24 protein-coding genes and 1 pseudogene are annotated in these 25,054 nt (G+C 71.5%); 13 read left to right on the top strand and 12 right to left on the bottom strand.

The window, feature by feature from the left end:
- Positions 1 to 94: 94 nt before the first annotated feature.
- Positions 95 to 1,081, bottom strand: a complete 987-nt coding sequence (locus WME76_RS00615; protein ID WP_437958285.1) for a hypothetical protein — start codon at positions 1,079 to 1,081, stop codon at positions 95 to 97.
- Between the two features lie 82 nt (positions 1,082 to 1,163).
- Here WME76_RS00615 and WME76_RS00610 point away from each other — a divergent pair, with 82 nt between their 5' ends.
- The 4 genes from WME76_RS00610 (at position 1,164) to WME76_RS00595 (ending at position 4,460) form a co-directional block, all read left to right on the top strand.
- Positions 1,164 to 1,820: a ferritin-like domain-containing protein gene (locus tag WME76_RS00610; RefSeq protein WP_437958284.1), complete on the top strand. Its 657-nt coding sequence runs from the start codon at positions 1,164 to 1,166 to the stop codon at positions 1,818 to 1,820.
- A 15-nt stretch (positions 1,821 to 1,835) separates the two neighbouring features.
- Positions 1,836 to 2,984, top strand: a complete 1,149-nt coding sequence (locus WME76_RS00605; RefSeq protein WP_437958283.1) for a sensor histidine kinase — start codon at positions 1,836 to 1,838, stop codon at positions 2,982 to 2,984.
- Positions 2,981 to 3,637 (top strand): response regulator, encoded by a 657-nt coding sequence (locus WME76_RS00600; RefSeq protein ID WP_437958282.1) that lies wholly within the window; start codon positions 2,981 to 2,983, stop codon positions 3,635 to 3,637. The genes WME76_RS00605 and WME76_RS00600 overlap by 4 nt, the downstream gene beginning before the upstream one ends.
- Before the next feature lie 127 nt (positions 3,638 to 3,764).
- Positions 3,765 to 4,460, top strand: coding sequence for a DUF2306 domain-containing protein (locus WME76_RS00595; protein WP_437958281.1), 696 nt, complete (start codon positions 3,765 to 3,767; stop codon positions 4,458 to 4,460).
- A 99-nt stretch (positions 4,461 to 4,559) separates the two neighbouring features.
- Here the strand turns inward: WME76_RS00595 and WME76_RS00590 are convergent, their stop codons facing one another.
- Positions 4,560 to 5,315: a methyltransferase domain-containing protein gene (locus WME76_RS00590; RefSeq protein WP_437962234.1), complete on the bottom strand. Its 756-nt coding sequence runs from the start codon at positions 5,313 to 5,315 to the stop codon at positions 4,560 to 4,562.
- 106 nt (positions 5,316 to 5,421) lie between these two features.
- Positions 5,422 to 5,877 carry a hypothetical protein gene (locus WME76_RS00585; RefSeq protein WP_437958280.1) on the bottom strand — a complete coding sequence of 152 codons (456 nt, stop codon included), beginning with the start codon at positions 5,875 to 5,877 and terminating at the stop codon, positions 5,422 to 5,424.
- A 728-nt stretch (positions 5,878 to 6,605) separates the two neighbouring features.
- Here WME76_RS00585 and WME76_RS00580 point away from each other — a divergent pair.
- The 5 genes and pseudogenes from WME76_RS00580 to WME76_RS00560 all read left to right on the top strand — a co-directional run bounded on the left by WME76_RS00580 (position 6,606) and on the right by WME76_RS00560 (position 13,436).
- Positions 6,606 to 6,944, top strand: coding sequence for a four-helix bundle copper-binding protein (locus WME76_RS00580; protein ID WP_061614817.1), 339 nt, complete (start codon positions 6,606 to 6,608; stop codon positions 6,942 to 6,944).
- 497 nt (positions 6,945 to 7,441) lie between these two features.
- Positions 7,442 to 8,101 carry a glutathione S-transferase family protein gene (locus WME76_RS00575; protein WP_437958279.1) on the top strand — a complete coding sequence of 220 codons (660 nt, stop codon included), beginning with the start codon at positions 7,442 to 7,444 and terminating at the stop codon, positions 8,099 to 8,101.
- 337 nt (positions 8,102 to 8,438) lie between these two features.
- A complete protein-coding gene (locus WME76_RS00570; RefSeq protein WP_437958278.1) occupies positions 8,439 to 10,076 on the top strand; it encodes a hypothetical protein in 1,638 nt (545 codons plus the stop codon).
- A 32-nt stretch (positions 10,077 to 10,108) separates the two neighbouring features.
- Positions 10,109 to 10,416 (top strand): annotated as a pseudogene (locus tag WME76_RS00565) (hypothetical protein); the annotation flags it as partial.
- A 512-nt stretch (positions 10,417 to 10,928) separates the two neighbouring features.
- Positions 10,929 to 13,436, top strand: coding sequence for a penicillin acylase family protein (locus tag WME76_RS00560; protein ID WP_437958277.1), 2,508 nt, complete (start codon positions 10,929 to 10,931; stop codon positions 13,434 to 13,436).
- 14 nt (positions 13,437 to 13,450) lie between these two features.
- Here WME76_RS00560 and WME76_RS00555 read toward each other — a convergent pair whose 3' ends face one another.
- From WME76_RS00555 to WME76_RS00515, 9 genes are all read right to left on the bottom strand, one after another.
- Positions 13,451 to 13,585: a hypothetical protein gene (locus WME76_RS00555; RefSeq protein ID WP_437958276.1), complete on the bottom strand. Its 135-nt coding sequence runs from the start codon at positions 13,583 to 13,585 to the stop codon at positions 13,451 to 13,453.
- A 94-nt stretch (positions 13,586 to 13,679) separates the two neighbouring features.
- Positions 13,680 to 13,832 carry a hypothetical protein gene (locus tag WME76_RS00550; RefSeq protein ID WP_437958275.1) on the bottom strand — a complete coding sequence of 51 codons (153 nt, stop codon included), beginning with the start codon at positions 13,830 to 13,832 and terminating at the stop codon, positions 13,680 to 13,682.
- A gap of 113 nt (positions 13,833 to 13,945) precedes the next feature.
- A complete protein-coding gene (locus tag WME76_RS00545) occupies positions 13,946 to 14,782 on the bottom strand; it encodes a dienelactone hydrolase family protein (protein ID WP_437958274.1) in 837 nt (278 codons plus the stop codon).
- Between the two features lie 144 nt (positions 14,783 to 14,926).
- Positions 14,927 to 15,676, bottom strand: coding sequence for a DUF4336 domain-containing protein (locus WME76_RS00540; RefSeq protein WP_437958273.1), 750 nt, complete (start codon positions 15,674 to 15,676; stop codon positions 14,927 to 14,929).
- A 257-nt stretch (positions 15,677 to 15,933) separates the two neighbouring features.
- Complete coding sequence (locus WME76_RS00535) at positions 15,934 to 17,268, bottom strand: hypothetical protein (RefSeq protein WP_437958272.1); 1,335 nt, start codon at positions 17,266 to 17,268, stop codon at positions 15,934 to 15,936.
- 185 nt (positions 17,269 to 17,453) lie between these two features.
- Positions 17,454 to 17,849, bottom strand: coding sequence for a PIN domain-containing protein (locus tag WME76_RS00530; protein ID WP_437958271.1), 396 nt, complete (start codon positions 17,847 to 17,849; stop codon positions 17,454 to 17,456).
- Positions 17,836 to 18,090, bottom strand: a complete 255-nt coding sequence (locus WME76_RS00525; protein ID WP_437962233.1) for an AbrB/MazE/SpoVT family DNA-binding domain-containing protein — start codon at positions 18,088 to 18,090, stop codon at positions 17,836 to 17,838. The genes WME76_RS00530 and WME76_RS00525 overlap by 14 nt, the downstream gene beginning before the upstream one ends.
- A 70-nt stretch (positions 18,091 to 18,160) precedes the next feature.
- Entirely contained in the window at positions 18,161 to 18,988 is an 828-nt protein-coding gene (locus tag WME76_RS00520) for a fibro-slime domain-containing protein (protein WP_437958270.1), read from the bottom strand.
- Between the two features lie 120 nt (positions 18,989 to 19,108).
- Positions 19,109 to 20,020: a LysR family transcriptional regulator gene (locus WME76_RS00515; RefSeq protein ID WP_437958269.1), complete on the bottom strand. Its 912-nt coding sequence runs from the start codon at positions 20,018 to 20,020 to the stop codon at positions 19,109 to 19,111.
- A 220-nt stretch (positions 20,021 to 20,240) separates the two neighbouring features.
- Between WME76_RS00515 and leuC the strand changes: the two genes are divergently transcribed.
- The 4 genes from leuC (at position 20,241) to WME76_RS00495 (ending at position 24,920) form a co-directional block, all read left to right on the top strand.
- Positions 20,241 to 21,650: a 3-isopropylmalate dehydratase large subunit gene (gene leuC / locus WME76_RS00510; RefSeq protein ID WP_437958268.1), complete on the top strand. Its 1,410-nt coding sequence runs from the start codon at positions 20,241 to 20,243 to the stop codon at positions 21,648 to 21,650.
- 27 nt (positions 21,651 to 21,677) lie between these two features.
- A complete protein-coding gene (gene leuD, locus WME76_RS00505) occupies positions 21,678 to 22,295 on the top strand; it encodes a 3-isopropylmalate dehydratase small subunit (protein ID WP_437958267.1) in 618 nt (205 codons plus the stop codon).
- A gap of 143 nt (positions 22,296 to 22,438) precedes the next feature.
- Positions 22,439 to 23,011, top strand: a complete 573-nt coding sequence (locus WME76_RS00500; protein WP_437958266.1) for a hypothetical protein — start codon at positions 22,439 to 22,441, stop codon at positions 23,009 to 23,011.
- Positions 23,012 to 23,387: 376 nt separating this feature from the next.
- Positions 23,388 to 24,920: a hypothetical protein gene (locus WME76_RS00495; protein ID WP_437958265.1), complete on the top strand. Its 1,533-nt coding sequence runs from the start codon at positions 23,388 to 23,390 to the stop codon at positions 24,918 to 24,920.
- Positions 24,921 to 25,054: the final 134 nt, after the last annotated feature.

Here is a 25,054-nt window from a genome sequence, read left to right as displayed (position 1 = left end):
GCCCAACTCGGCCGGGAAGGGCGACCTCGGCGACGCCCGGTCCCCGGTGAACCGTGTCGACGGCTGGGACGCGCCCACCGCCCGCCGCGACCCCTCACGCCACGCCCTGCCCCTCCCCCGCGATGCCGAGCACCTTCCGCAGGTCCACCCCCGCGACGATCTCGGCGTTCTGCTGCACCCAGTCGACGAGCACGGGGCGCAGCGCGCGCGCGATCTCTTCCTTGACCAGCCCCTCGACAGCGCTCGGCCCGAGGCGCTGCGGGTCGAGCGCGACGCCGCCGCCGGCCGCCAGCGCCCCGAAGAGGCGCACGAGCGACTCGACCCCCGCCGCCTGGCCCGCCGCGCCGAGCGGCTCCACCCGCTCGACCAAGATGTCCCCGCCGCGGTGCACGACGAAGCGGCGCAGATCCGCCTGGTCGGATCCGTTCTTGCGGAGCACCGCGGAGGAACAGTCGACCTCGATGCGCCGCACGCGCGGCGCCGTCTCGATCTCTTCCCGGGTGCCCTCGACATCGACGCTCGCGGCGATCGTCGCGCCGGCCGGGATGCAGAACCCGTCCGGGCCCACCGCGCCCGCGAGCTCCTGCCGCAGCGTCAGCCGCGCGGAGAGGCGCGCGCCGCGGACGGGGGGACCGCCGCCGCCGGACTCGAGGTTCGAGAGCACCTGACGCACCGTCAGCACGAGATCGCGATCGCTCGTCGGGTCGTACGGGGGCATGGCCATGGGCGTCGAGGTGACGAGATCGCGCATGAACGCGCGGGCCTCGTCCTCGGCCGAACCCTTCCCCACCCGGACGAGGCCCCCCGTGTAGAACACGTTGGGGGCCATGGCGCCCGTGCGGAAGTCGTACTCGACCTGCTGAAGCCCCATGTCGCCGAGCGGCGGCGGCAGGTCGATGACGAGGTACGGCTCGAACGCGACGCGCAGGAGCGCCGGCGCGAGCGTCAGACGGAGCGCCGTGGCGCTCGACGTCGCGAGGGCGGCCACCCCGGTGCGCTTCAGGACGGTGCGCGCGGGGAGCTCGAACGAGATCGAGACCGACTCGAGATCGACCCACGAGGGCAGGAAGCTCCAGGCCATCCCGGGATCGTACACCCTCCCCTCGCCCGCGGAAGGGGCCGCCTATTGACCTGCCGCCCGGGGCGCACCCATCATGTCCCACATGAATGCAGAGGAATTCCTCGACGAGCTCGATCGCAAGGTCGGCGAGCGCCTCGCCCACATCGGCGCCGCGGCCGGCGCGGCCGAGCCCCGGAGCGGCATCGGCATCCCGGAGCTGCTCGCGACCGCGCTCAAGAAGGAGCTCGAGGCGACCGAGGAGGCCGCGCTCTGGCTCACCACCGAGACCGACGTCGAGGTGAAGCTCGCCCTCGCCCGGCAGTGCGGCGACGAGGCGCGGCACTACCGGCTCATCGCCGAGCGCCTCCGCGCGCTCGGCGTCGACCCGGCGGCCCTGCCGGCCAGGTTCGGGGCGCCCACGCCGATGTACGCGTACCTGAAGGGGCTCGGCTCCACGGTCGAGCGCGTCGCGGCGGGCCAGTTCACGCGCGAGGCGCTCGCGAAGGTGCACAACCAGGCCTTCATCGAGTACTGCGAGGCGCAGGGCGACGCCGAGACCGCGCGGCTCTACCGCGACGTCATCCAGCCCGACGAGGGCCACCACCACGAGATGGGCCGGCGGCTCCTCGCGCGCCTCGCCGTCACCGACGAGGCCCAGGCCCTCGCGCGCGCCGCCGCGCTGCGCACGCTCGAGATCGCCGAGGAGCTCCAGGAGATCGCGCGCATCAAGATGGGTATCTGCCGAGCGCCCGGTTGCTGACGCGGCGTCACCCAGGTGCGAGAGTTCTTTCGATCCGTGTGGTCCGAACCGCGAGCACCGCACCCACCTCGACGCGTCCGGATGGACTGGGTCCTCCTGGCGGCGTTCGCCGCGGTCGGGCTCCTCGAGGCCACGTTCCGATCCGATCTCCAGTGGCGCGCCGCTTCGCTGGTCGTCGGCGTCGGGCTCTTGCCGACGCTGCTGTGGCGGAGGACCAGGCCGCTGCTGATGGTGGTGATCGCGTTTGGCCTCGTCACGGCCATGAAGATCGCGGCCCTGGCGGCCGGCAGCGAGCCGCCAGGGCTGCACACGATGGCGTATATGCTGCTGCTTCCCTACTCCCTGTTCCGGTGGGGGACGGGCCGTGAAGCGATCCTCGGATTGTCGATCGTGGCGGCCGCGGCGTCGTTTGATCTGATCTCCACCCGGGCCGAGATCGGTGACATCATCGGGGGCTCCGCCGTCCTGAGCTCCACCATGGCGCTGGGCGCGGCCGTGCGCTATCGGGATCGCGTGCGCCTGCGAGAGCTCGCCGAAGCCAAGCTGGCCGAGCGAGAGCGCCTTGCCCGCGACTTGCACGACACCGTCGCCCACCACGTATCGGCGATCGCGATCCGCGCGCAAGCGGGCCTGGCAGCCGCGTCGGCGCGCCCCGAGGCGCCCGTGGACGCGCTCCGCGTGATCGCGGACGAGGCGTCTCGCGCTCTCGGGGAAATGCGCACGATGGTCCGGTTCCTCCGCCGGGACGAGGCGGCCGAGCTCGCTCCGAGCCCGCAGATCGCCGACATCGAGCGGCTCGCGAGCCCATCCGCCGCAGGACCGTCCGTCGAGGTCAAGCTGACCGGGAGCTTCGACGGCCTGCCGTCCTCGGTCTCCGCCGCGATCTTTCGTATAGCGCAAGAGTCGATCACCAACGCCCGCCGGCACGCTCGCCGCGCGACCCGCATTGAAGTCGACGTCACGGCCGACGACGCCTCCGTGCGTTTGCGGGTCACCGACGATGGTCACGCGGTCCATGCTCGCCATTCCGCGTCGAGGGGGTACGGTCTGGTCGGCATGATCGAGCGGGCGGAGCTGCTCGGCGGCACCTGCCACGCGGGCCCGGGCCCACAGCGCGGCTGGACGGTGACGGCTGTACTGCCCCGGAATGGACGGTCCACATGAGCATTCGAGTCCTCATCGCCGACGATCAGGAGATCATCCGCACCGGGCTCGGCATGATCCTCGACGCCCAGCCCGACATCGAGGTCGTGGGGGTCGCCGCCGACGGACACCAGGCCGTGAAGCTGGCGCTCGCGCTGCGCCCCGACGTGTGCCTGTTCGACATCCGAATGCCCGGGATCGACGGTATCGAGGCCACGCGACGGCTCGCCGGCCCGACGGTCGACCGTCCGCTCGCGGTCGTCGTGATCACCACCTTCGACCACGACGACTACGTGTATGGCTCCCTCAAGGCCGGCGCCCGCGGCTTCTTGCTGAAAGACGCCGGTCCCGACCTGCTCGCGCAGGCGATCCGCGCCGCCGCCAACGGCGACGCCCTGATCGCTCCGAGCGTCACCGCCCGGCTCCTCTCCACGCTCGCCGCCTCTCAGCCCAACCCGCGGAGAACGCAGCCCGGCGAGGCCCTCACCGCGCGCGAGGAGGAGGTGCTCCTGACGGTGGCCCGCGGGCGAACCAACGCCGAGATCGCTGACGAGCTCCACATCAGCCTCAGCACCGTCAAGGCTCACATCGCGAGCCTCATGACCAAGCTCGGCGCGCGCAACCGCGTCGAGATCGCCATCTGGGCCTACGAGACCGGTCGCGTTCGGGACTGACCCATCGGACCGGGGCCGGGCGGCGCACCTGGCCGAAAGTAGGATCTCCCCATCGGACTCCTGGTCGACCGAGCTCTGGCCTTTGCGCCAATTGTGAGGCACCTGGGGCGGTGGCTAGGTTCGCGTCATGACGAACAAGCGCACCACGACCCCCTCGGCGAGGCGAGACTGGCTCGTGCCCGCGTCTCTGATCGGCCTCAGCGCGGTCCCCGTGGCTGCCGGTGCGTTTCGCCTGACCGAGCTGAGCGCCGGCGCCGAGATCACCCCTGACAACGCGCGCTTCTTCGCCGCGCCCCTGCCCATCGTGCTGCACATCCTCAGCGTCAGCGTGTTCGCGGTCCTGGGCGCGTTCCAGTTCTCCTCCGGCTTCCGCCGCCGGAGGCCTCGCTGGCACCGCGCGGCGGGGTGGGTCCTGGTCCCGTCAGGGATCGTCGCTGCGGCTTCGGGCCTATGGATGCAGGCGCGCTACGAGCTCCCCGAGGGCGACGGCGACGCTCTCGCCGTTCTCCGGCTGCTGTTCGGCTCGGCCATGTTGGCGTCGCTCCTCCTCGGCGTGGTCGCCGTCTGGCGGCGCGACTTCGTCCGCCACGGCGCCTGGATGCTGCGCGGCTATGCCATCGGTCTCGGCGCAGGAACTCAGGTGCTGACCCACGTGCCGTGGGTATTGCTCGTCGGCCAGCCGAACGAGGACGCGAGAGCGCTCCTCATGGGCGCCGGCTGGGTCATCAACGTGGCCGTCGCGGAGTGGATCATCCACAGGAGATCGATGACGCCGCCGGCCCCCGCCAGGGCCGCCGTCCAGCTCCCGCACGCGCCCGTTTGAGGTCGACCAGGAGACTCGATCGGAGCTCGAGGACCCGCTCGAACCGGGCCGAGCGCGAGCTCTTCCGGGGCGGTCGCCGCCCCGGCGCGGTCGGAGTGGCTATGCGGGCTTCCGGGCCCACGCGCCGAAGACCATGTCGCTGATGTACGTGGCGTTCGCCTTCGTCCGCTCTTCCATGAGGCGCTCTTCGAGCGTGTCGACGTCGATCTCGGCCTCTGTGGCGACGCCCCGCTGCACGATGCGGGGCAGCATGGCACGGACGATCGCGACGGTGCGGTAGCGTGTCCGGGGCGTCTGCACGACCGCCTCCGCGCGCACGCGCTCGACGGCGAGCCCCGCCTGCTCCAGCACGTCCGCGAGGTGGAAGCCCATGTGAATGTCGGCGCCCTCTCGCTCCACCGTGCGCCAGATCCAGTGAGACACGCGCTCGTGGAGCGGGAGCGGCGCGACGCTCGCCGGCACCATCGTGGCGTCGTGCTCCTGAAAGACCACAACACCTCCGGGGCGCAGGGCGCGGGAGAGGCTGCGCACGGCCGCGACGCCGTCGGGCTGGTACATCAGGACGCGCCTGCCGACGACGGCGTCGAAGTGGCCGTGCTCGGGCGACAGCGCGCCCAGGTCGCCCTCGGCGAAGGTCATGTTCGACAGACCGAGCTCACGCGCCCGCTCCCGGGCCGCCGCGATCGAAGGCGCGTCGCGGTCGACGCCCACCACCTGCCCTTTCTCCCCGACGAGCTGCGCGATCATCCGCGAGACGTCCCCGCGACCGCAGCCCACGTCGAGGACGCGCATGCCGGCGCCGATGCCCGCGTCGGCCAGCAGCCGTCCCGTCATCTCGTCCACCACGTCATTCATCATCATCACGACGTAGCGCGCGCGGCGCCTCCGCGGGAGGGCGCCGTTTCATGCCGGATTGGCGGATCTTTCGGTCGATCGTCGCGCGAGGCCCGCCGCTCCGGCGCTAGGTGGGCGCGTAGATGACCAGGTTGCCGTCGCACTGGACCACCAGGAACGCTCCCCGGTGTCCCTGGGTGTTCGACGCCCACTTCGACTGGCCCGCATAATCGTACAGCACGAGGTTGCCGTCCGCCTGCATGATCGCGTGCTTGATGGCCTGCCCGGCGGTGCCGGTGGACCACAGCGCCTGCGCCGGCACCCGGTACAGCACGAGGTTGCCGTCGTCCTGCATGATGAGGTGGTACTTGCGGTTCGCAGAGTAGACCCCGTACCCGCGGTTCAGGTAGTCGCCGGCGAGGAGCTTCGTCTGCGGATCGCAGTGCTCGCTCGACTCGAACGTGTTGCTGGCCCAGACGGGCTTCACGGCCTGGGCCCGCGCGTCTCCAGCCTGCATCAGGGCGACGCCGAGGCACGCCGCGGGCAGCAGCGCCCGCCGAACGAACTGCACAGCTCCGATCATCACGCTCCTCCTTCCGATGGCCTTGCTTCTGATGGCCTTGCTCTTCTTTCCTGCCTTCTTCGGAGATCCGGGTTGACGCGCCCACGCCAGGGACAAGCACGCTCGCGCGTCGTCCGGTGGGCTCACGGACCTTCCTGTCGTGTCGAGTCGATCGCGCAAGGCAAGAGACAGACCGCAAGGACAATGCGCCGACAGAGCTCCACGAGGCGAACGGCGTGAACGCCTCGCGCGGCGCGGACCGGAGCCGCAGCGCGCTGTCGCTTCCCATCGCATGATCGCCAGCCGCACACCCCGGCCGCGCCGCCCCGCCCGGCCCCGCCGCGACCGGCAGCGCGCGTGAGCTGCCTCGACCGACAGCGCGCGTGAGCCGTCGCTCCGGCTCGATCGCCTGAGGTGCGGCTGCGGGGGCGAGGCCTCCGAGCTCGACCTCGCCGGGCAGCTCCTCGAGGGGGATGGGGCGTTCGAGGTGCCGCGCCGCGCGAGCGACCGGGGCGGGAGCGGCCGTTCCGACCGGGTGAGCGCGCGCATGCCCAGACGCCCCGGCGGTCGCGCGGCGCGTTCAGGACACCAGGGCTCGGCGCGTCAATCGCTGTTCCGAGGCCCATATGCGGGATGGCCCGACGTGCGAAAGCCGCTCAATCCATTCAACCTCTGGATACCAAGGTTGCCTCTTTGTCGCGAGATGCCCCGCGGCGAGGAGCGGACCGGTTGACCGAAGGGGGGTTCTCATGAGCAGATTTCCGGGGGACAGATCGTTCCGGGAGGTGGCCCGGTTCACCCAGGATTGCGGGGCGATCTGCACCCATGCAAGCCAGTATTGCCTCGAGATGGGGGGCGCTCACGCCGACGCGACGCACGTGCGGTTGCTCCAGGACTGCGCCGACATCTGCGAGGCGGCCTCCAAGCTCCTCCTGCGCAGCTCGCCGCAGCGCGCGCAGATCACGAGCGCGTGCGCGGCCCTCTGCGACCTGTGCGCGGCGAGCTGCGACAAGCTCACCGGCGACGTCCAGATGAAGACGTGCGCCGACGAGTGCCGCCGCTGCGCGGCCGCGTGCCGGCAGATCTGACGCGGCGGGGCAGCGGCGTCTCTCTCCTTGCCCGTCCGGCCCACGGACGGGCGCGACCGGCGCCATGCCTGGGACAGGAAGGCGGGACGACCGTCGCATCGAGCTTCCTCAACCTCGCCTGAAGTGACCTGCGCTTGAAGCGCCGAGACGCGAACAGCAGAAGAAGCCGCTCGCGTCGCGGCTGCTCCTTCCCTTGAACTGACCATCTCCTGGCTTTCCCCACCTCCTGCGGGCCGCCTTCCACCTCGACCGCTGCGCCATCCGAGCCGCGCCGGCGCGCGCCGCTGGCGCTGGCATGGTGGGTACCGGCGTCCACTTGCTGTCTCGAGGGTAGCGAGCTGCGATGCGCTGGTGATGGAAGGGCGCGCCGCGCGACCTTTCCTGCAGATCCGCCGACGCGCGCCGTGACGGGGAGCTCGCCTGAGGCGTGACGATCTCCTTGACAGCGACAGGGGGCATGCCGTCTGCTGGGCCGCGCTGAAGACAGGAGGTCTCCGATGATCACGCTCTATGGCTTTCCGTTGAGCAATTATTACAACAAGGTGAAGCTCTCCCTGCTCGAGAAGGGGGTCCCCTTCGTGGAGGAGGTGGCGCCGCCGTCCCAGGACGCGGCGTACCTGGAGAAGAGCCCGCTGGGCAGGATCCCGTTCATCGGGAGGTCGGGATCGGCAGGCTGTCTCATCGAGTCCCAGGCGATCATCGAGTACATCGAGGCCATCGGACCGAAGGAGAACCGCCTGCTGCCCGCCGACCCCTGGGAGGCGGCGCAGTGTCGCTCGATCATGTCCGTCATCGACTCCAGCATCGACACCCCGGTTCGCCCGGTGCTGCCCGCGGTGCTCTTCGGCCAGAGCGCGCCGCCCGATCAGGTGGCCCGCGCGCAGCAGGGCGTCCTGCGCGGCATCGGCGCCCTCCAGCGCATGGCGAAGTTCAGCCCCTACATCGCCGGCGGGGAGCTCACCTACGCGGATCTCGCCGCGATCACGGTGATGCCGATCGCCAGCGTGGTGCTCAAGGCGCTCAGCGGCAAGGACCCTTACGACGACTGGCCGCAGCTCCAGAGCCTCTTCGCGCTGCTGCGACAGCGCCCCCACGTCCAGAAGGTCGAGGCCGAAGCTGCCAGGGCGTTCCAGGACTTCATGGCCAGGCGCAAGTGAGGCGCTCGACGGACTGAGCCTGCGGCGCCGCGCCTCGGCCCCGACCAGGGCGCCGGCGAGCGCGGCGGCGGCCGCGAGCCAGCGCGGGGGGAGCCACGGCACCCCCGAACGGTCGCACGGCGCGGGAGGGCACGCCGAGCCGCCCCCATGGCGGCGTCGATGCGACCCCGCGCGCGTCGGGCCGCAGGGACACGCGCCTACCGCCGTGGTATCGTGCTCATGCAATCCTGCGCGACACACGCGTCCGCGGGAAGTCCTCGCCGTCTCGCGGGTCTCGCGCCCGACGTCATCGTGATCCCTGGGTCCGCGGCCAACGCACGGCGGTGAAAGGAGAGCTATGCACAGGCCCTTTGCATTCGTGCTCGCTGGCACCTTGCTCCTTGGCTTTTCATCGACGGCTCACGCGAAGCGCCACGTCCTCGTCGAGGGCGCGCGGCTGCACGGCGCCAACGGGATGAACGTGGGACCGGATGGCAAGCTGTACGTCGCCAGCTTCCTCGGAAACGAGATCGCCGTCGTGAACCGCAAGAGCGGCGCCGTCGTGCGCCGGCTCGACGGGTCGGACGGGGTCGATGGCCCGGATGACCTCACGTTCGGACCGGACGGCTCGCTCTACTGGACCTCGCTCATGACGGGGAACGTCGTGCGGCGCTCGCCGTCGGGCGACATCACCCAGCAGCTCGTCGCGCCCGGGGTCAACCCGATCACCTTCTCCGACACGGGTCGGCTCTTCGTGGCCCTCGATTTCCTCGGTGACGCGCTCTACGAGGTCGATCCGGAGCTGTCGGATCCGCCGCGCCTCATCACGCGCAACCTCGGCTTCCTGAACGGCATGGACTGGGGCCCCGACGGCCGGCTGTACGGGCCGATCTGGACGCAGGGCCGGGTGGTCAGCATCGATGTGGACTCCTGCACCGACGCGGTCGACCCGGAGCTGGAGTGCGATGTCCAGACGGTCGCGGACGGCTTCTTCATCCCCGCGGCGGTCAAGTTCGACGGGCTCGGCCGGCTCCACGCGGTCGATCAGAACGGCGAGGTGGTGCGGATCGACGTCGCGACCGGCGACACGGAGGTCCTCGCGGTGCTCCCCGCCGGCCTCGACAACCTGGCCATCGACGCGCAGAACAAGCTCTATGTCTCGAGCGCCGCCGACGGCTTCATCGTCCGGATCGAGCCGAACGGGCATGCGCGCACGCTGCTCCCGGGTGGCATGATCCTGCCCGGCGGCGTGGCCGTGGTGAGCGAGGGAGGTGACGAGTCGGTCTATGTCGCAGACCTGGCGTCGCTGCGGGAGTTCGACGGCGACACGGGCGCTCTGCTCGACGTGACGAAGTCGTTCCTGGGCAAGACGGAGTTCCACGGGCCCGCCACGGTGTCGGCGGACGGCGCGTCGCTGATCCTCAGCGCGTGGTTCGCCGGCGTGGTTCAGGTCTACGACCCGGCGACGGAGTCGGTCCTCGAGACCCACACCGATTTCGCCTCGCCGCTCAACGCGGTCCGGCTCCAGGGAGATCTCGTGGTGGCCGAGCTCGGCGCGGCGCCCGGCGCGGCGCGCGTCGTCCGCAAGACCAGCGGCGGGCTCGAGACGCTCGCGCCGATGGCCGTGCCCTCGGGCCTCGCCGTGTCGGGCGGCGATCTCTGGGCCGCCGACTGGGCCACGGGCGCTGTCCTCCAGCTCGTGTCCGGCGGCGTGACGCTCTCTCCGCCGTTCGAGGTGGCCGCCGGCCTGGACCAGCCGGAGGGGATGGCCGTCGATCTCGATGGCACCCTGCTCGTCGTGGAGAGCGGCAGGCGCCGGCTCCTGCGCATCGATCCGTCGACCGGGCACACCTCGGTCGTGGCGAAGCGCCTCGAGGTGGGGCTCGACGCGATCACGGGGACAGTGCCCACCTTCGCGATGAGCAGCGTCGCCGTGGGCCCGTCGGGCGCGATCTACGTCTCCGGCGACGAGGGCAACGTCCTCTATCGATTCTGAGGGGGATCACCCGCCCACCGCGTCATCGATACGGGGTTGTGTACACCGATCTGGCGTTCATGGAGGGCATCGTCTCCACCTGCGAGATCTGCGAGGGTAAGCGCTTCAAGGCCGCGGTGCACCTCTCCGACATGGCCTGTTGATGGGCATCATCGACCGGCTGGTGGACGCCAGGAACACGGTCGTCCTGATCGAGCATCACCTCGACGTGATCCGGCAGGCCGACTGGATCATCGATCTCGGCCCGGAAGGGGGCAGCGCCGGCGGCGAGGTGCTGTTCGAGGGACCGCCCCAGGAGCTGAAGCGCTGCGAGCGGAGCATCACGGCGCGGTTCATCTGAGGTGACCGCGCGGGGTGCGAGGCGATCGGCGTCCTCGGGCGGAGGGTCCTCCGCGCGCTCATGATCTTCCGCAGGCCGAGCCGCTCAGGCGGTCAGAGCCCGGTGTAGGAAAAAGTCTTTACTATCGTGACCTCCTCGGTCTATGACGTCGCCTTGCCCCGAGCGGCCCCGCAGAGAGGACATCTCGGCGGCGGCGACCCCCCTGCACCACGCGCCGAGCGCCGTACGTGCCGTGTGCGAGGGCCGCGAGCGGTGTGGTCTGCCAGCTCGATGACACGAGCCCGGATCACCGGGCACGACGCGTGGCACGCCTGCAGGAGCGATGCTACGTTGCCGGTTTCGATAGCCGTCCTGCACATCCGGAGCGGCGCGCTGCAATGTCAGGCGCTCTCCGTACATGCGCATCGGGGCAATACTTATCAGCGCAGCGTGAGGGCGGCGCACATGGCCTGTAGAGCACGGCCTCGCGAGAGGCCCTGAAGGAGATCCTTGCGATGAGGCGAATGACCGGCGTGGCATTCCTGTTATCCGCTGCTGCATGCAGCGTCGCCCACGATGGCGCGGGGCTGGATGAGCCGACGGCGGAGGGGCGAATCAACCTCGAGATCAGCGGGCGCTACTCGGTGTCGATCCGCGTGGATGATCGGGGGATGTCCCACGTCACCGCAGGGGACGAGGTGGCCGGTTACGGCGGCCTTTGCTACGCGATGGCGCGCGACCGGCTCTTCCAGATGGACGAGCTGCGCCGGAGCGCGCAGGGGCGACTCGCGGAGATCTACGGGCCCGGCGACGACAACAGCATCCTCGAGCAGGACCTCCTCGCTCGCGCGCAGAACCTGTCCGCGTTCGCCGCCGCGCGCTACGCGTCGGCCGCCTCGCGGACCAAGCGCATCCTGCAGGGGTGCGCCGCGGGCGTGAACCAGTACATCGCCGACGCGAAGGCCTCCAGCGGCGGGCTCCCGATCGAGTTCCAGACCCTCGGCTATCAGCCGGATCCGTGGACCCCCGAGGACAGCGTCCTCGCCTACATCTACGTGGGAGTCACCTTCGACACCCTGACGTGGTTCACCAAGCTCGAACGTGCCGCCGTCGCGGCCATCGCCGGGACGGAGGTCTCGACGACGCTGATCAAGGAGGCTCCGGACAGCGTGTCGATGTTCGACGCGGCGGGCAACCTGAACCCGATCTCCCAGTTCCTCGTGCCGCCCGGCTCGAGCGCGCCGTCCGCGACCATCGTCAACCCGCCGCCGCCGTCTTGCCTGGCGGAGGCGCGCCGGACCGTCGGGCAGGCCCCGCGCATGGCGCTCGCCAGCGGGCGCGCGAGCAACGCGTGGGCCGTCGACGGACACCTCACCTCGACCGGCAAGCCGCTCCTCGCGACCGACCCGCACTTCCCCCACGCCACCCCGTCCGCCGTCTACGTGGCTCAGCTCAAGGTGACCGGGCAATACGACGTGGCAGGCTGGATGGTGCCCGGGTTCCCCGGGTTCCTCAGCGGCCACACCGAGCGCATCGCCTGGGTGCCGACCTACTCGCTCTTCGACAGCGTCGACCTCTACGTGGAGACGCTCCGCGCGGCGTCCGGAGGAGGCCAGGAGGTGCTCGTGGGCGGCCAGTGGAAGCCCGTCACCCAGCGCGTGGAGACGATCCGCGTGAAGGGGCAGCCGAACGTGCAGCGGACGTTCCGCGTGACGCCCCACGGTCCTGTCCTCAACGACGGTCTGGAGGGGCTGGAGTCGTTCGGCACCCTCGCGCTCAAGTCGACCGCGGGCCAGTCGGTGTGGAAGGTCGACGGCTTCTTCGAGATGCCGGCGGCGCTGAACTGGACGCAGTTCAAGGCGGCGGCGCTGAAGCAGAGCATCGGCTGGAACTTCATCTTCGCCGACTACGAGGGCACCCACGGCCACATCGGCTACCAGAACTCGGGCCTCGCGCCGCAGCGCCAGAGCCCGCTGAACGCGCTCTATCCGGTGCCGGGGACGGGAGGACACGAGTGGACCGGGTACGCCACGAACGCCGAGCTGCCCTCGGTCTACGATCCGCCCTCGCACCTGCTGGTGACGGCGAACCACCGGATCGTCCCGCGGGGCTATGCGCCGCAGGGGCGCCCGGTCCACCTCGCCAACTACTGGGACATGCCCTGGCGCGCGCAGCGGATCACCACGCGGTTGACCTCCGCGACGGCGCCGCTCACGCCGCAGGACATGGCGTCGATCCAGCTCGACACGCAGACGACGATCGGGCTGCCGCTGCGCGACAGCTACGTGGCCGCGCTCGGGCGCGCCGGGCTGCCGGCGGACGATCCGAGCGCCGCCGCGGCGGTGGCGGCCCTGCAAGCGTGGAACGGGAGCGCGGCGGCGAGCAGCCAGGGCGCGGCCGTTTACGAGATGCTCACCTTGATCCTGCTGCGCAACCTGGTGAGCGACGTGATCGGCCCCGACGAATACGCGTCCTTCGCGCCCAGCGTGTTCCTCACGAACCAGCTCGCCGGCTTGATGGACGCCCTCGAGAACCCGCGCGCGCCGTACTTCGGCATCACCGCGGGCATCGATCCGGGGGCGGCGCGGGACCAGGCCGTCCGCGCGGCCCTGGGCCAGGCAGACGCGATGCTCCGCGACGCCCTGGGCTCGGACGTGAGCGCCTGGACCTGGGGCGGGATCCACACGCTGACCTACAACCACCCGCTCGCGGGCGACGACGCGCGCTTCGCCATCGGCACCTTCCCCGCGGAGGGCGACGTCGCGACGGTGAACATCGGCGGGTGGTTCGGGAACATCGGTGTCCTGGGGCTCCCGCCCGGCGAGTTCGAGGATGCAGGCGGGGTGTGGGCCGCGCTCGATCAGGACTCGCTCAGCGCGACGCGGATGATCTGGAACCTCGCCCCGCTCGACGGCTCGCTCGGGGTGATGAGCACCGGCATCAGCGGGGATCCGCGCACGTGCCACTACGCGGATCACGCGGAGGCGTGGAGGTCGGGTCAGATCTTCACGGTGCCGTTCACGTCCGCGGCGATCCCCTGAGTCGACGAGGGCCGTCAGGCCCCGCTGGCCCGCTCGATGGAGCGGGCCAGGTTGTTCAGCGACGATTCCTCGCCGCGCTCGTCGTCTTCCACCGAGACGTTGTCCGGTATCCCCTCCTGTTCGGCGCTCTCGTCCAGGCTCTGGGACACCAGACAGGTTGAAACCCCGAGAAGACGAACCACAGAGGCACAGAGGGCACAGAGTTTTGTTGTTGTGCCTCTGTGCCCTCTGTGCCTCTGTGGTTCAAGTCTCTTCATTCCTGGGTGGTTCAAGCTGATCCGCGCTCGAGGGCTTCGCGCGGAAGGTCGGGACGCCCGGCTCGGCGATCTTCTCCTCGTCGATGGGCAGCTCCTTCCAGGGCTTCACTTCCTGCAGGAGGCCGAAGTCGGGTCTCATCACATGAGAATCCGCACGTCTCGACCACGCATCGACGTCCGCTGACCGCCCGTGCCGGCACCCTTCCGGCGAGCGCCGCCCGCGCGGGCGGGGCGGACGCCCCGGGCGACGCGCTACCCGGCCAGCAGCTTGTCGCGAAAGAGCTGAAGGACCCGGTCGAGCGCGGCGCGCGTCGGCTCGCCAGGTGCGTCGATGAGCCCGCCGGTCAGCACCGAATGGTGCTTCTTGAGGGGCCCCTCCGGGTGCCCGTCGGCTTGCTCCAGCTCCACGGCGACGAGCCCTTCCCCGAGGCGCTCGCGGAGGAGCTGAAACCGCTCCCCCGGCACCAGGGGATCGCCCTTGAAGCGCAGCCCGATCACCCGGAGGCCCTCCCGGTCGCAGCGCTGCGCCACCGCGTCGAGGGTCGCGGCGTCACAGTCGATGGTCCGCCGCCCACCCTTCGTGAGCGCGACAGGGAGCGACGGCTGCGACATCACGGGCGCCAGCACCCGGGCGTCCGCGGCCATCGCGAGCGCGAACCCGCCGGTGAAGCACATCCCCACGACGCCCACGCCCGGCCCGCCGCAGCGCTGGTGCTCCGACGCGGCGAGGGCCCGGAGCCAGTCGACGACAGGCGACGAGCGCCCCGTCGCGAACACGGTGAACTCCTTGCTGATGCAGGCCCTCACCATCGACGAGAAGGCGTAGAGCGCGCCCGTGACGCCCGGCCCCAGCGGGTCGCGTCCAGGGGTGCCGAAGAGGCTCGGCAGCACGGCCGTGCAGCCGAGCGCCACGACCCTGTCGGCGAACCCGAGCACCTGGGGAGAGATCCCGGGCATCTCGGTCAGCACGAGGACGGCAGGCCCCTTCCCTTTCCGATAGACGTCGTGCGCGACGCCGTCGTGCGTGAAGCGCTCGCGCTGGAAGGTGGCGAGATCGCCCTCCGGCGCCCTGGGTTTGCTCGGTGCCATCACGGCAAACTGCATCACACCAGATGCGCGCGGTAAAGCCCCTCTCCAGCGGCGCTCAGGTCCGTCCGCGGCCGAGCGCCCATGGAGGAGCCATGGATACGGCGTCGGGATACGGCGTCACGCCTCCCGGAGGAGCGGCTCCGGCTACACCCCGGCGGAGCGCTTCCCGGCCTCGCCGGGCTCCGCAGGCGACGCCGCCGGCAGGAGCGTGGTCGCCCCGCCGATCCACGCGACCGCCCTCCGCAGCCGCTCCTTCGCGTCGCCCTCGACCACGTCGCCGTGGGCGACGACGACGCGATCGAAGTCCCATGCGAGGATGTCGGCGACGCTCCGCGCGGCCGCGGCGCGGTCCCTCATGAGCAGGCGCCACAGGTGGTCCTGCGCGGTCTTGTTCCAGGCGCCGCCGAGCCAGAGGAAGACCTTCATGCCGAAGTTGCGGACCTCGTGCACGTTCAAGACGAGATCCGTCACGATGAGCGTCCGCGACCGCGCGTGCAGGAACACGTGCTCCGTGATGTACGGCACGCCCTCCACGAGGCGCACGCCGAGATCGTCGCCGATCTCCGGCGCCACGCCGGACCGGGGCAGCGGGGTGAAGCGAAGGCCGGAGAGCTTCTTCTCGAGCCCGGACGCCCCGAGCACGCTCGCGCGCGGCCAGCGCTCGGAAGCGGCCTTCAGGAAGAGGTGGTGGAAGCAGTTCGGGGCGACGAGGGCGCGCACCTCGCCGAGCGCGTCGATCGCCGCGGCGGCGGCGTCGTCGAACGCGAGCGGCGAGTGGATCACGACGCCTCCGTCGGCCCGCCTCACGACGGTCGTCCGCGACGGCAGATCGCCGAACGGCATCTTGAAGTCCTTCTCGTACGCCCACACGTCCTCGGCGATCGCTCGGAGCATGCCGACATGCAACGCGCGCCCGACCGCTCCGTCAAGGCATCTCGACGCGCCTCGGCAGCGGGGTTCTTGCTCGAGGAAGGCCCGCGCGAGGCGCGGAGAGGGGCGGTGTTGCTGATGAAGCAGCGCGCGAGCTCGGCGAGCTGGATCTGGGACCAGCCCCCGAGGTCACTCTGGGGCTCGAGGCGGAGCTCCTTGAATTCCTGCGCGCCGCTGACCGGGAATGTCCTCGCCTGGAGGCGCGCCGAGGGGGCCTGATTTCACATCCACATCCGCGCCACCACGCCGTACGTCCCGGGCCCCGGGGACATGCCGACGTCGCCGCCGCCGAGGAGGATCTGATCCCCGGAGATCACCCGCACCGTGTGCAGCACCCCGAACTCGCCGAGATCGACGGGGAGCACGCCGCCGTCGCCGAACGCCGGGTCGAGCGCGCCGCCGCACGTGTACCGCGCGAGCAGCGGCGTGGCCGCGTCGCCGCCGTTGCCCGCGACGACGACGGCGCCGCCCGGGAGCAGGACCATGTCCTCGGCCAGATCGTCGCCGCCGGTGGTCGGCCACGCCGCCACGCCGGCCTCGCCGAACGCGAGGTCGGGCGCGCCGTCCGGGAGGAAGCGGCGGACCTGGAAGTCGCGGGCCCCCGCGGCGCCCGCGTCGCCGGCCACCACGACGGCGCCGCCGGGCGAAAGCGCGACAGCGACCGCGCGCTCGTCGATCCCGGGGTCGCCGGCGACGATCACGCCCCGGTCGCCGAAGGAGCCGTCGAGCGCGCCGTCCGGGAGGAGGCGCACCACGACCATGTCGCGCTGGCCGTCCCGCTCGGCGGAGCCCACCACGACGAGGCGGCCGCGGAGGTCGATCGCGACCGCCTCGGCGACCGAGGAGGGCCCCAGCGCCACGGTCCGGTGGCCGCGCGGGCGCGCGAACGACGTGTCGAGGGCGCCGTCCGCGGTCGCGCGCGCGATCAGCAGACGCCCGTCGCGCTGGCCCACGGCCACGATCCGGTCGTCGCGCGCGACAAGGCCGGCCCGGATCACCTCGTCTCCGCCGAGGTCGAGCAGGCGCTTGCCGCCGTCGCCGAAGCTCGGGTCGAGCGACCCGTCCTTCGCGTACCGCGCCAGCGCCACGTCCGCCGAGCCGCCCCCGAACCGATCGCGCCAACCGACGGCGACGATCGCGCCGCCGCGCTGGTCCCCGACGCCGGCCAGGGTCACGTAGTCGCCGGTCGAGGCGGCCCACGAGGTCATCACCATGCCGCCGTCTCCGAACCCGGGGTCGCGCGCGCCGTCTCCGGTCAGGCGGGCGACGCGGAACCGGACCCCGCCGAGCCCGCCCTGGCCCCAGCCGCCGGCGACGATCTCGTCGCCCGCGACGTCGAGCTTGAAGAAGCCGCCGTCGTCGTCGGCGCCGAAGCGCACCCGCGCCATCCCGGTCCCCTCACCCCCGAACGAGGGGTCGAGCTGACCGGCGAGCGCGCTCGGCTCCCCGCCCGCGCAGCGGAGGGCCGCGCCGGCGGGCGGCGCGCTCGCGGCGGGCTCCTCGGCGAGGAGGTGACTCGGGACGAGCAGCACGACCATGGCAAGGAGAGATCTCATGAGACGATCTGTTGGCCGCCCGGGGGGAGGTGTCAAACGCGGCCGACCGCGTCCACCTCGCGGTTCCGCCCCGGCACGCCGGGTATCTCGCGACGTCCGCACACGAGCGCGCCGCCGCCTCGGACGTGTCCTCGGCCGCCTGCCGGGCCGAGCCATCCGCACGAGGATGCCGGCCGGCCGGTCGATCAGGGCGCCTCGCACCCTGGGTGCTTGAGCAATCGCCGGTCGAAGGTCAGCAAGGTCGTGCAGCCTTCCCCTTGCGCGAGCGACAGGATCAGGTGATCGGCGAGATCAGCCGAGCCTCTGGCATACGCATCGATCGCGGTCAGCACCTCCGCGCGCTGCGGCACGAAGAAAGGGGGCGTGTTCAGCACGCCTCGCAGCGCGTCGGCGATCTGGGACCGGCCGTAGGCATAAGCGCTGCTCAGGACCCACGCGACCTCGGCGATGACGACCACGCTCACGAAGACGCTGCCGCCGTCCGCGCGGATCTGGCGGAGCCGCGAGAGCGCCGCTTTCTGCTGGCGCGCGTCGTCCCCCACCAGCACCCGGACGATCACGTTCGTGTCAGCGGCGAACACGGTGCTTCTCCTTGAGCCGCTCTCCCACCGCCCTGTCCATCTCCTCGACGGTCAGCGCCCGCTCGGGTCTCGGGAGGATGTTCGCGAGCTCGTCCAGGCTCCGTCCGGTCTTCCGGATCGTGATGGCTCCCGCGTCCGTGACTTCCCACTCGATCTGCTCGCCCGCTTGCAGCCCGACCGCCCGGCGGATCGCCTCCGGAATGGTGACCTGGCCCTTGCTCGTGACCCTGGAAACCGCCATCTTCGACACCGGCCACCTCCTTACTCAGGGTAAGGATATCGTCCCTGCCGGCACGGTCAAGCCCGGCGCGCTACCGGATGATCGGCTCGCAGTTCGTGTACTCGAGCGTCGTGAACATGAGCTGTGATCCGGGGCTCCGGCGCTCGGCGAAGAAGATGTCGATCGGGTACTCGCCCCCTTCCTCGAGGCCGTCGCGGATGGCCAGCTTGTCGAGATCGAGGGTCGACGACGTGGGCACGTGGATCCCGCCCTGATCGATCGCCAGCTTCCTGTTGACGAACACCCAGATATCGTCGTCGCCGCCGAAGATGAACACGTCCCCGCGCCTGTACCTGAACGTCATGTGGAGCTCGAACGTGAAGCTGTAGTTGTGCTCCTCCCCCTGGTCGCCCCAGCTCCGGTCGTCGTCGTCGATGGGGAAGAAGGCCTCATCGAAGAAGATCCGCAGATCGTTCTCGGTCACGTCGATGGGGATCGTGTACTTGATCGACCGGTTCACCCCCGGGACGTCCCGGAACCACTGGGCGAACTCCTCGGGTCCGGTCGTGTACATCGTCGGTCCGGCAGCGGCGTAGACGGGCTTGTCGTCCTCGCCGAGCGACGACTTGACCATGCGCCTCAGCGTATCTTCCCCGGTGAAGCTCTCGAAATCCGGGTGTCCGCCGGGCTTGTCGGCCGACTTGAAGTCGCGCACGACCCCCTCGAGCCGCGGCTTGCAGCCGGCTTGCCCGCCGCCGCCCGCCGAGGCGCCCTCGAGCGGACCGCCGCCGGCCCCCGGAAACTCGCCGGTCCCCGAGGAGGAGAGATCGCTCCGCCTGGCGATGTGCTCGGGGGTGGCGGTACACCCCGTGACAGGGAGCACCAGCGCGGCGGCGAGGAGGAGGCGACGGTCGAGCATCGGCACGCGCGCGTCATCGTGTCGCGCGCCCGCTCCCGTGACAAGCGGCGCCGGCCGCCGCGACGGGCGCTTTGCTGACACGCGCACAGGCGCACGCGCGCACGCGACACGCGCGCGTCGCTAGCCCCCGAGCAGCGCCCGCGTCCGCTGCTCGGCGCGGCGCCCCTCGGCGGTGAGCTGGTCGATGAACCGCTCGATGATCGGACTCCGCCGGAAGTTCTCGCGCGTCATCAGCTCGACCGGCAGCGGCTCCACCTCGGCGATCTCGACGTCGAGCCGCGAGCGCGCCACCTCGGTCAGCGCCAGCGCCGGCGCGAGGCCGATGCCGAGCCCGCCCGAGACGTACGACACGAGCAGCGACACGCTCGACACGTCGATCGTCGAGATCGGCCGGATCCGCTCGCGATCCAGGTACGCGTCGAGCATCCGCCGCCCCACGCTGCCGGGCGCGAGCCGGAGCAGCGGCTCGTGCCGGAGCCGCTCGCGCAGCGCCGGCGCCTTGCCCTTGAGCCGCGGCCCCACCCAGAGGAACGGCTGCACGAACAGCGGCTGCTTCACGAGGTCGCCCCCGGCCGACGACGCCGACGCGAGGCCGAGGTCCACCTCCCCGCGCTCCACCCAGCGCGCGGCGTCCACCGAGTTCGCCGTCGTGATCGCGAACCGCACCGGCGCGCGCTGCTCGAGCATCTGGCGGATCACCGGCACGAGCAGCCCCTTGCCGAGGTAGTCGCTCGCCGCGAGCCGCAGCGTCGTCGACGACTCCCCCGAGAGCTCCGACAGCAGCTCGAACACCCCCTCCGCCTGGTCGAACAGCCGCGTGATCGCCCCGAGCGCCGCCTCGCCCGCCGGGCTCAGGCGCACGCCGCGCCCATCGCGCTCGAACAGCGCCACCCCGAAGTGCTCCTCCACCCGGCGCACCTGCTGGCTCACCGCCGACGGCGTCTTGTGCAGCCGCCGCGCCGCCTCGGCGACCGAGCCCGACCGGGCCACCAGCAGCACATCCTCGAGCGCGGGGAGGAGCGACGCGTCCATGTAGCCTTACTTAACCCATCGTGAAAAAAGTTTCATTCGACTTAATCCTCCCGTTCCCGCATAATCCTGCCGCCAGCCCGACGCTGCGCGCGACGAAGAGCGCGCCGGCGGCCTCCCGCGGAGGCCGCCTGCGCGCGACGTCAGCGCGACGGCGCCCGGGCCGGTCCGCTTCGCACGCCGTCCCCTTCAGCCGCGTTCAGCCGCGCCCCGAGAGGCCATCATGGGCAAGAGTCTCTATGACAAGGTTTGGGACCTCCACAAAGTTCGCACGTTGCCGAACGGCGAGGACCAGCTCTTCATCGGCCTTCACCTGATCCACGAGGTGACGAGCCCCCAGGCGTTCGGGATGCTCCGCGACCTGAACCTGCGCGTGCGCATGCCCGAGCGGACGTTCGCGACGCTCGATCACATCGTCCCCACCGACAACCGCAAGCGGCCGTTCAAGGACTCGCTCGCCGAGGGGATGGTCGACGCGCTCAAGAAGGCGTGCACCGAGCAGGGCGTCACCTTCTTCGACCTCGAGTCCGGGCGGCAGGGCATCGTGCACATCATCGGCCCCGAGCTCGGCCTCACGCAGCCCGGCATGACGATCGCGTGCGGCGACTCGCACACGTCGACGCACGGCGCGTTCGGCGCGATCGCGTTCGGCATCGGGACGACGCAGGTGCGCGACGTCCTCGCCACGCAGACGCTGAGCCTCCAGCGGCTCAAGGTCCGGCGCATCCAGGTCGAGGGCAAGCTCGGCCCGGGTGTCTACGCGAAGGACATCATCCTCGAGATCATCCGCCGGCTCGGCGTCTCCGGCGGCACGGGCTACGCGTACGAGTACGGCGGCTCGACCATCGAGGGCTTCTCGATGGAGGAGCGCATGACCCTGTGCAACATGTCGATCGAGGGCGGCGCCCGGGTCGGGTACGTCAACCCGGACCAGACGACGTTCGATTACATCAAGGGCCGCCCGTACGCCCCGGCGGGCGAGGCGTGGGACAGGGCGCTCGAGTACTGGCGCTCGATCGCGTCGGACGACGACGCGCGCTACGACGATGTCGTCCGGATCGACGCGGGCGAGATCGCGCCGACGGTCACCTGGGGCATCACGCCGGGCCAGGCGATCTCGGTGAAGGAGAACGTCCCCGCGGCCGAGGACGTGGCGAACGAGTCCGAGCGGGCGCTCATCCGCGAGGCGCTCGAGTACATGCGGCTCGAGGGCGGCAAGCCGATCGAGGGGACGAAGATCAACGTCGCGTTCATCGGGAGCTGCACGAACGGCCGGCTCTCGGACTTCCGGGAGGTCGCGCGGCGCATCCAGGGGCACAAGGTCGCGCCGCACGTGCGCGCGCTCGCCGTGCCCGGGTCGATGGATGTCGCGCGCGCGGCCGAGGCCGAGGGGCTCGACAAGGTCTTCCGCGAGGCCGGCTTCGAGTGGCGCGAGCCGGGCTGCTCGATGTGCCTGGCGATGAACCCCGACAAGCTCATCGGCGACGAGCTGTGCGCGTCCTCGTCCAACCGCAACTTCAAGGGCCGGCAGGGCAGCCCCACCGGCCGCACCGTGCTGATGAGCCCCGTGATGGTCGCCGCCGCCGCCGTGCGCGGCGAGATCGCCGACGCCCGTGACGTGTTCGGAATCTGACGACGCTCGCACCCGAGGGAGATCCCAATGGCACTCGACTTGATCCAATCCGTCACCGGCCGCGCCGTTCACGTTCCGGGCGACGACATCGACACGGACCGCATCATCCCCGCGCGCTTCCTCAAGTGCGTCACGTTCGACGGCATCGGCGAGCACCTGTTCCGCGACGTCCGCTTCGACGAGCGCGGCCAGCAGCGGGAGCACCCGCTGAACGACCCGCGCTTCGCGGGCGCCACGATCCTCATCGCCGACCGCAACTTCGGCTGCGGCTCGTCGCGCGAGCACGCGCCGCAGTCGATCGCGAAGGCCGGCTTCAGGGCCGTGATCGCCGAGAGCTTCGCCGAGATCTTCTTCGGCAACTCGACGACGCTCGGCATCCCCTGCGTCTCCGTGGGCCGCGAGCACCGCGCCGCGCTCGTGGCCCGCGTGAACGCTGACCCGTCGACGCCCGTCACGGTCGACCTGCAGGAGCAGGTCGTCCGGGCCGGCGACCTCACGGTGCCCTTCACCATCAAGCCGGGCGCGCGCGAGTCGCTGATCCGGGGCACCTGGGACCCGATCGCCCAGCTCCTCGAGGGGGCCGACGAGGTCCAGAAGGTGGCCGCGCGGCTGCCGTACATCCAGCAGCGCGCCGCCGCCCAGTAGGCGCTGCCTCGCGCGCTGTGGCGTGGCGGAGCTGGCTCAACGTGGCACGCAGCCAGCGCTCCCGTCTACACTCCCGGCTCACCATCACGCTTCAACGGCGGTTCGCCTCCGGGGCGCGCTCCGTGAGGCCCAGGGAGGAGCCCATGAATCGACATCATTCGTCCACTCCGATCCGCGCCTTGCTCGCCGGCCGTGCAGGCGCCATCCCCCTCTTTGCCGCCGTCGGCGCGGGCATCGTCGCGATGACGGGCGCCTGCGGCTCGGCGACCGTCGACCCGGACGAAGGCGCGGGCGGGGGCGCGGGCGGGCCGGGCGCGACCACGACCACCAGCACCAGCGCCAGCACCACCGTCACCACCAGCGTCTCCGTGGGCGGCTGCTACGACGCGTTCAGCGGTGGGTGCGGTATCCCGGACGACCCCGCGACCCGGGACGAGGGCGCGCTCCCCGCGGAAGCCGGCTGTGCCACCTGTGCGATCCAGACGAGCTGCGCCGCGGAAGACCAGGCGTGCACCGACGACGCCGACTGCGACGCGCTGCGGAGGTGCGTCGTCGCGTGCGGCGCGTCTTCCTGCATCGCGGAGTGCACCGCGGAGCACCCGGAGGGCGCGGACACCTATCGAGCGCTGCTCGCGTGCGGCTACTGCAACTGCGATCTGACCGGCGTCTGCTCGGACGAGAAGGCGGCCGCGGCGCCGCCGATCGCGTGCCCTTGATCCCGGCCCTCGCTGGCGGGACTTTCTGCTGTCCATTCCGCCGGTTGTGAACCAGCACGCCCCCGTGGCGCATCTGGCTCAACGTGGCACGTTACCGACGCTCGCCGTCACACGGCGGCCCTGGCGCGCGCCGCTTCTGCCCGCGGCGGAGGTCGCGCGCGCCCCGGGGCGCGGCCGGAAAGCGCCGAGATCGTCCGCCACCGGCGCGCGGCGTGGCGGCCGGACGGACGTGGCATGTCAGGTGCTTTATCTCCGGACGAGCTCTCCGAGTCGGCGCTGAAGAAGCCGCGGAGCAGCAGCGCTCCGCATGCCGCGGCGCAGAGCCATCGTTGCTTGATCGCGTGTCTGCCACAGGCACGCAGGACGGAGTACACCCATGCGATTCGCGATCTTCTCCTCTCTTCTCTCGCGCTCGTCGACCGCGCGCTCCTCGCTTCAGGGGCTCATCGCGCTCTCTGCGCTCGTGGTGCTCACCGGCGCCAAGGGGCAGGGCTGCGGGGGCGTGGAGGAGCCGCAGCCGCCGCCCGATCCCGACTGCGGGCCTGGCTTCCACTGGGAGACGGTCTGTTCGCCGTGCGACGTCGGCGAGATGTGCGAAGCGCAGTGTGTGCCTGACGACCGCTGTCCTCCGGGGTGGCTCGAGCAGACCTCCTGCGGCGGCGGCGTCACCACCACCACGGGCCAGGGCGGCTCGGCCGGCGGCGTCGGCATGCCGGTCCCGGTCGATCCGGGGTGCTGGACCGAGTGCGTGCCGCCGCCTCCGATGTGCCCTCCGGGCACCTACGAGCAGGTCGTGTGCAGCGGCGGCAGCTCGACCAGCAGCACCACCGGCGGCGGCGGCTGGGGCAGCGCCAGCGCGAGCGGCGGCGGCTGGGGCATGGGCGGCTCTCCCGGCGACGCTGACCCGGCGCCGCCTCCCGACATGTGCTGGACCGAGTGCGTGGCCGTGCCCTACTGCCCGCCGGGCACGACGGCGCATACCGTCTGCGAGGAAAGCACCAGCGTCAGCGTCGGCGTCGGCGTCGGCGGCTCCGGCGGCGCTGACACCAGCGGCGTCGGCGGCTCCGGCGCGTGGGACGGCTCCGGCGCGGCCGGCGCGTGGGACGGCGGCGGCGGCGCCGGCGGGGACACGGCCCGGCCGGCTCCCCCCATCGACGGTTGCTGGACCGAGTGCCTCCCGGTGGAGCCCACCTGCCCGCCGGGCACGAGGGAGGAGACCGTGTGCGACGGCGGCAGCAGCGTCACCGTCGGCGTCGGCGGCACGGGCGGCGGCTCGGGCGCCAGCGAGTGGGGCGGTTGCTGGACCCAGTGCGTGCCGGTGGAGCCCACCTGCCCGCCGGGCACGAGGGAGCAGACCACCTGCAACGACGGCGACGTGATGGTCGCCACCGCGGGCAGCACCGGCACCGGCTACGACGGCAGCGGCGGCAGCGGCGGCGCGTATCCCGGCGGCGGCTGCTGGACCGATTGCGTCCCGGTGGAGCCCTTCTGCCCGCCGGACACCATCCCGGCGACCGTCTGCGAGGACCCCATGCCCGGCACGTCCGGCAGCAGCGGCTCCGGCGAGGGCGACTTCGAGTACCCCACGCCCGGCACGTCCGGCAGCAGCGGCACCGGCTACGGCGGCAGCGGCGGCGCGTATCCCGGCGGCGGCTGCTGGACCGAGTGCATCCCGGTGGAGCCCTACTGCCCGCCGGGCATGATCGAGCAGCAGGTCTGCTCCGGTTACGGCAGCACCGGCTCCGGCACGGGCGGCACCGGCGGGTACCCCGGCGAGTGCTGGACCGAGTGCGTGGACGCGCCCGCCTGCCCCCCCGAGGCGATCGTGCGGACCATCTGCGAGGAACCGAGCGGCGGCGGCGCCTCCGGCCCGGTCTGCCGGACCGAGTGCGTCCTGATGCTGCCGTGACGTGGTGGTCGCGAGCGGCGCGAGCGACCCCTCCCGCCCGCGGGAGGATCGCTCACCGCTCCGGGTGAAGAGACAGACGCGGAGAGCGCCAGAGGGAATTCCACCCCTCTGGCGCTTTTCGCGTACCAGCGGTC

The organism is Sorangium sp. So ce119 (assembly GCF_051524405.1).
In the GTDB taxonomy this organism is placed as follows: Bacteria; Myxococcota_A; Polyangia; order Polyangiales; family Polyangiaceae; genus Sorangium; species Sorangium cellulosum_G.
This window is presented reverse-complemented; position numbering and strand designations above follow the sequence as displayed.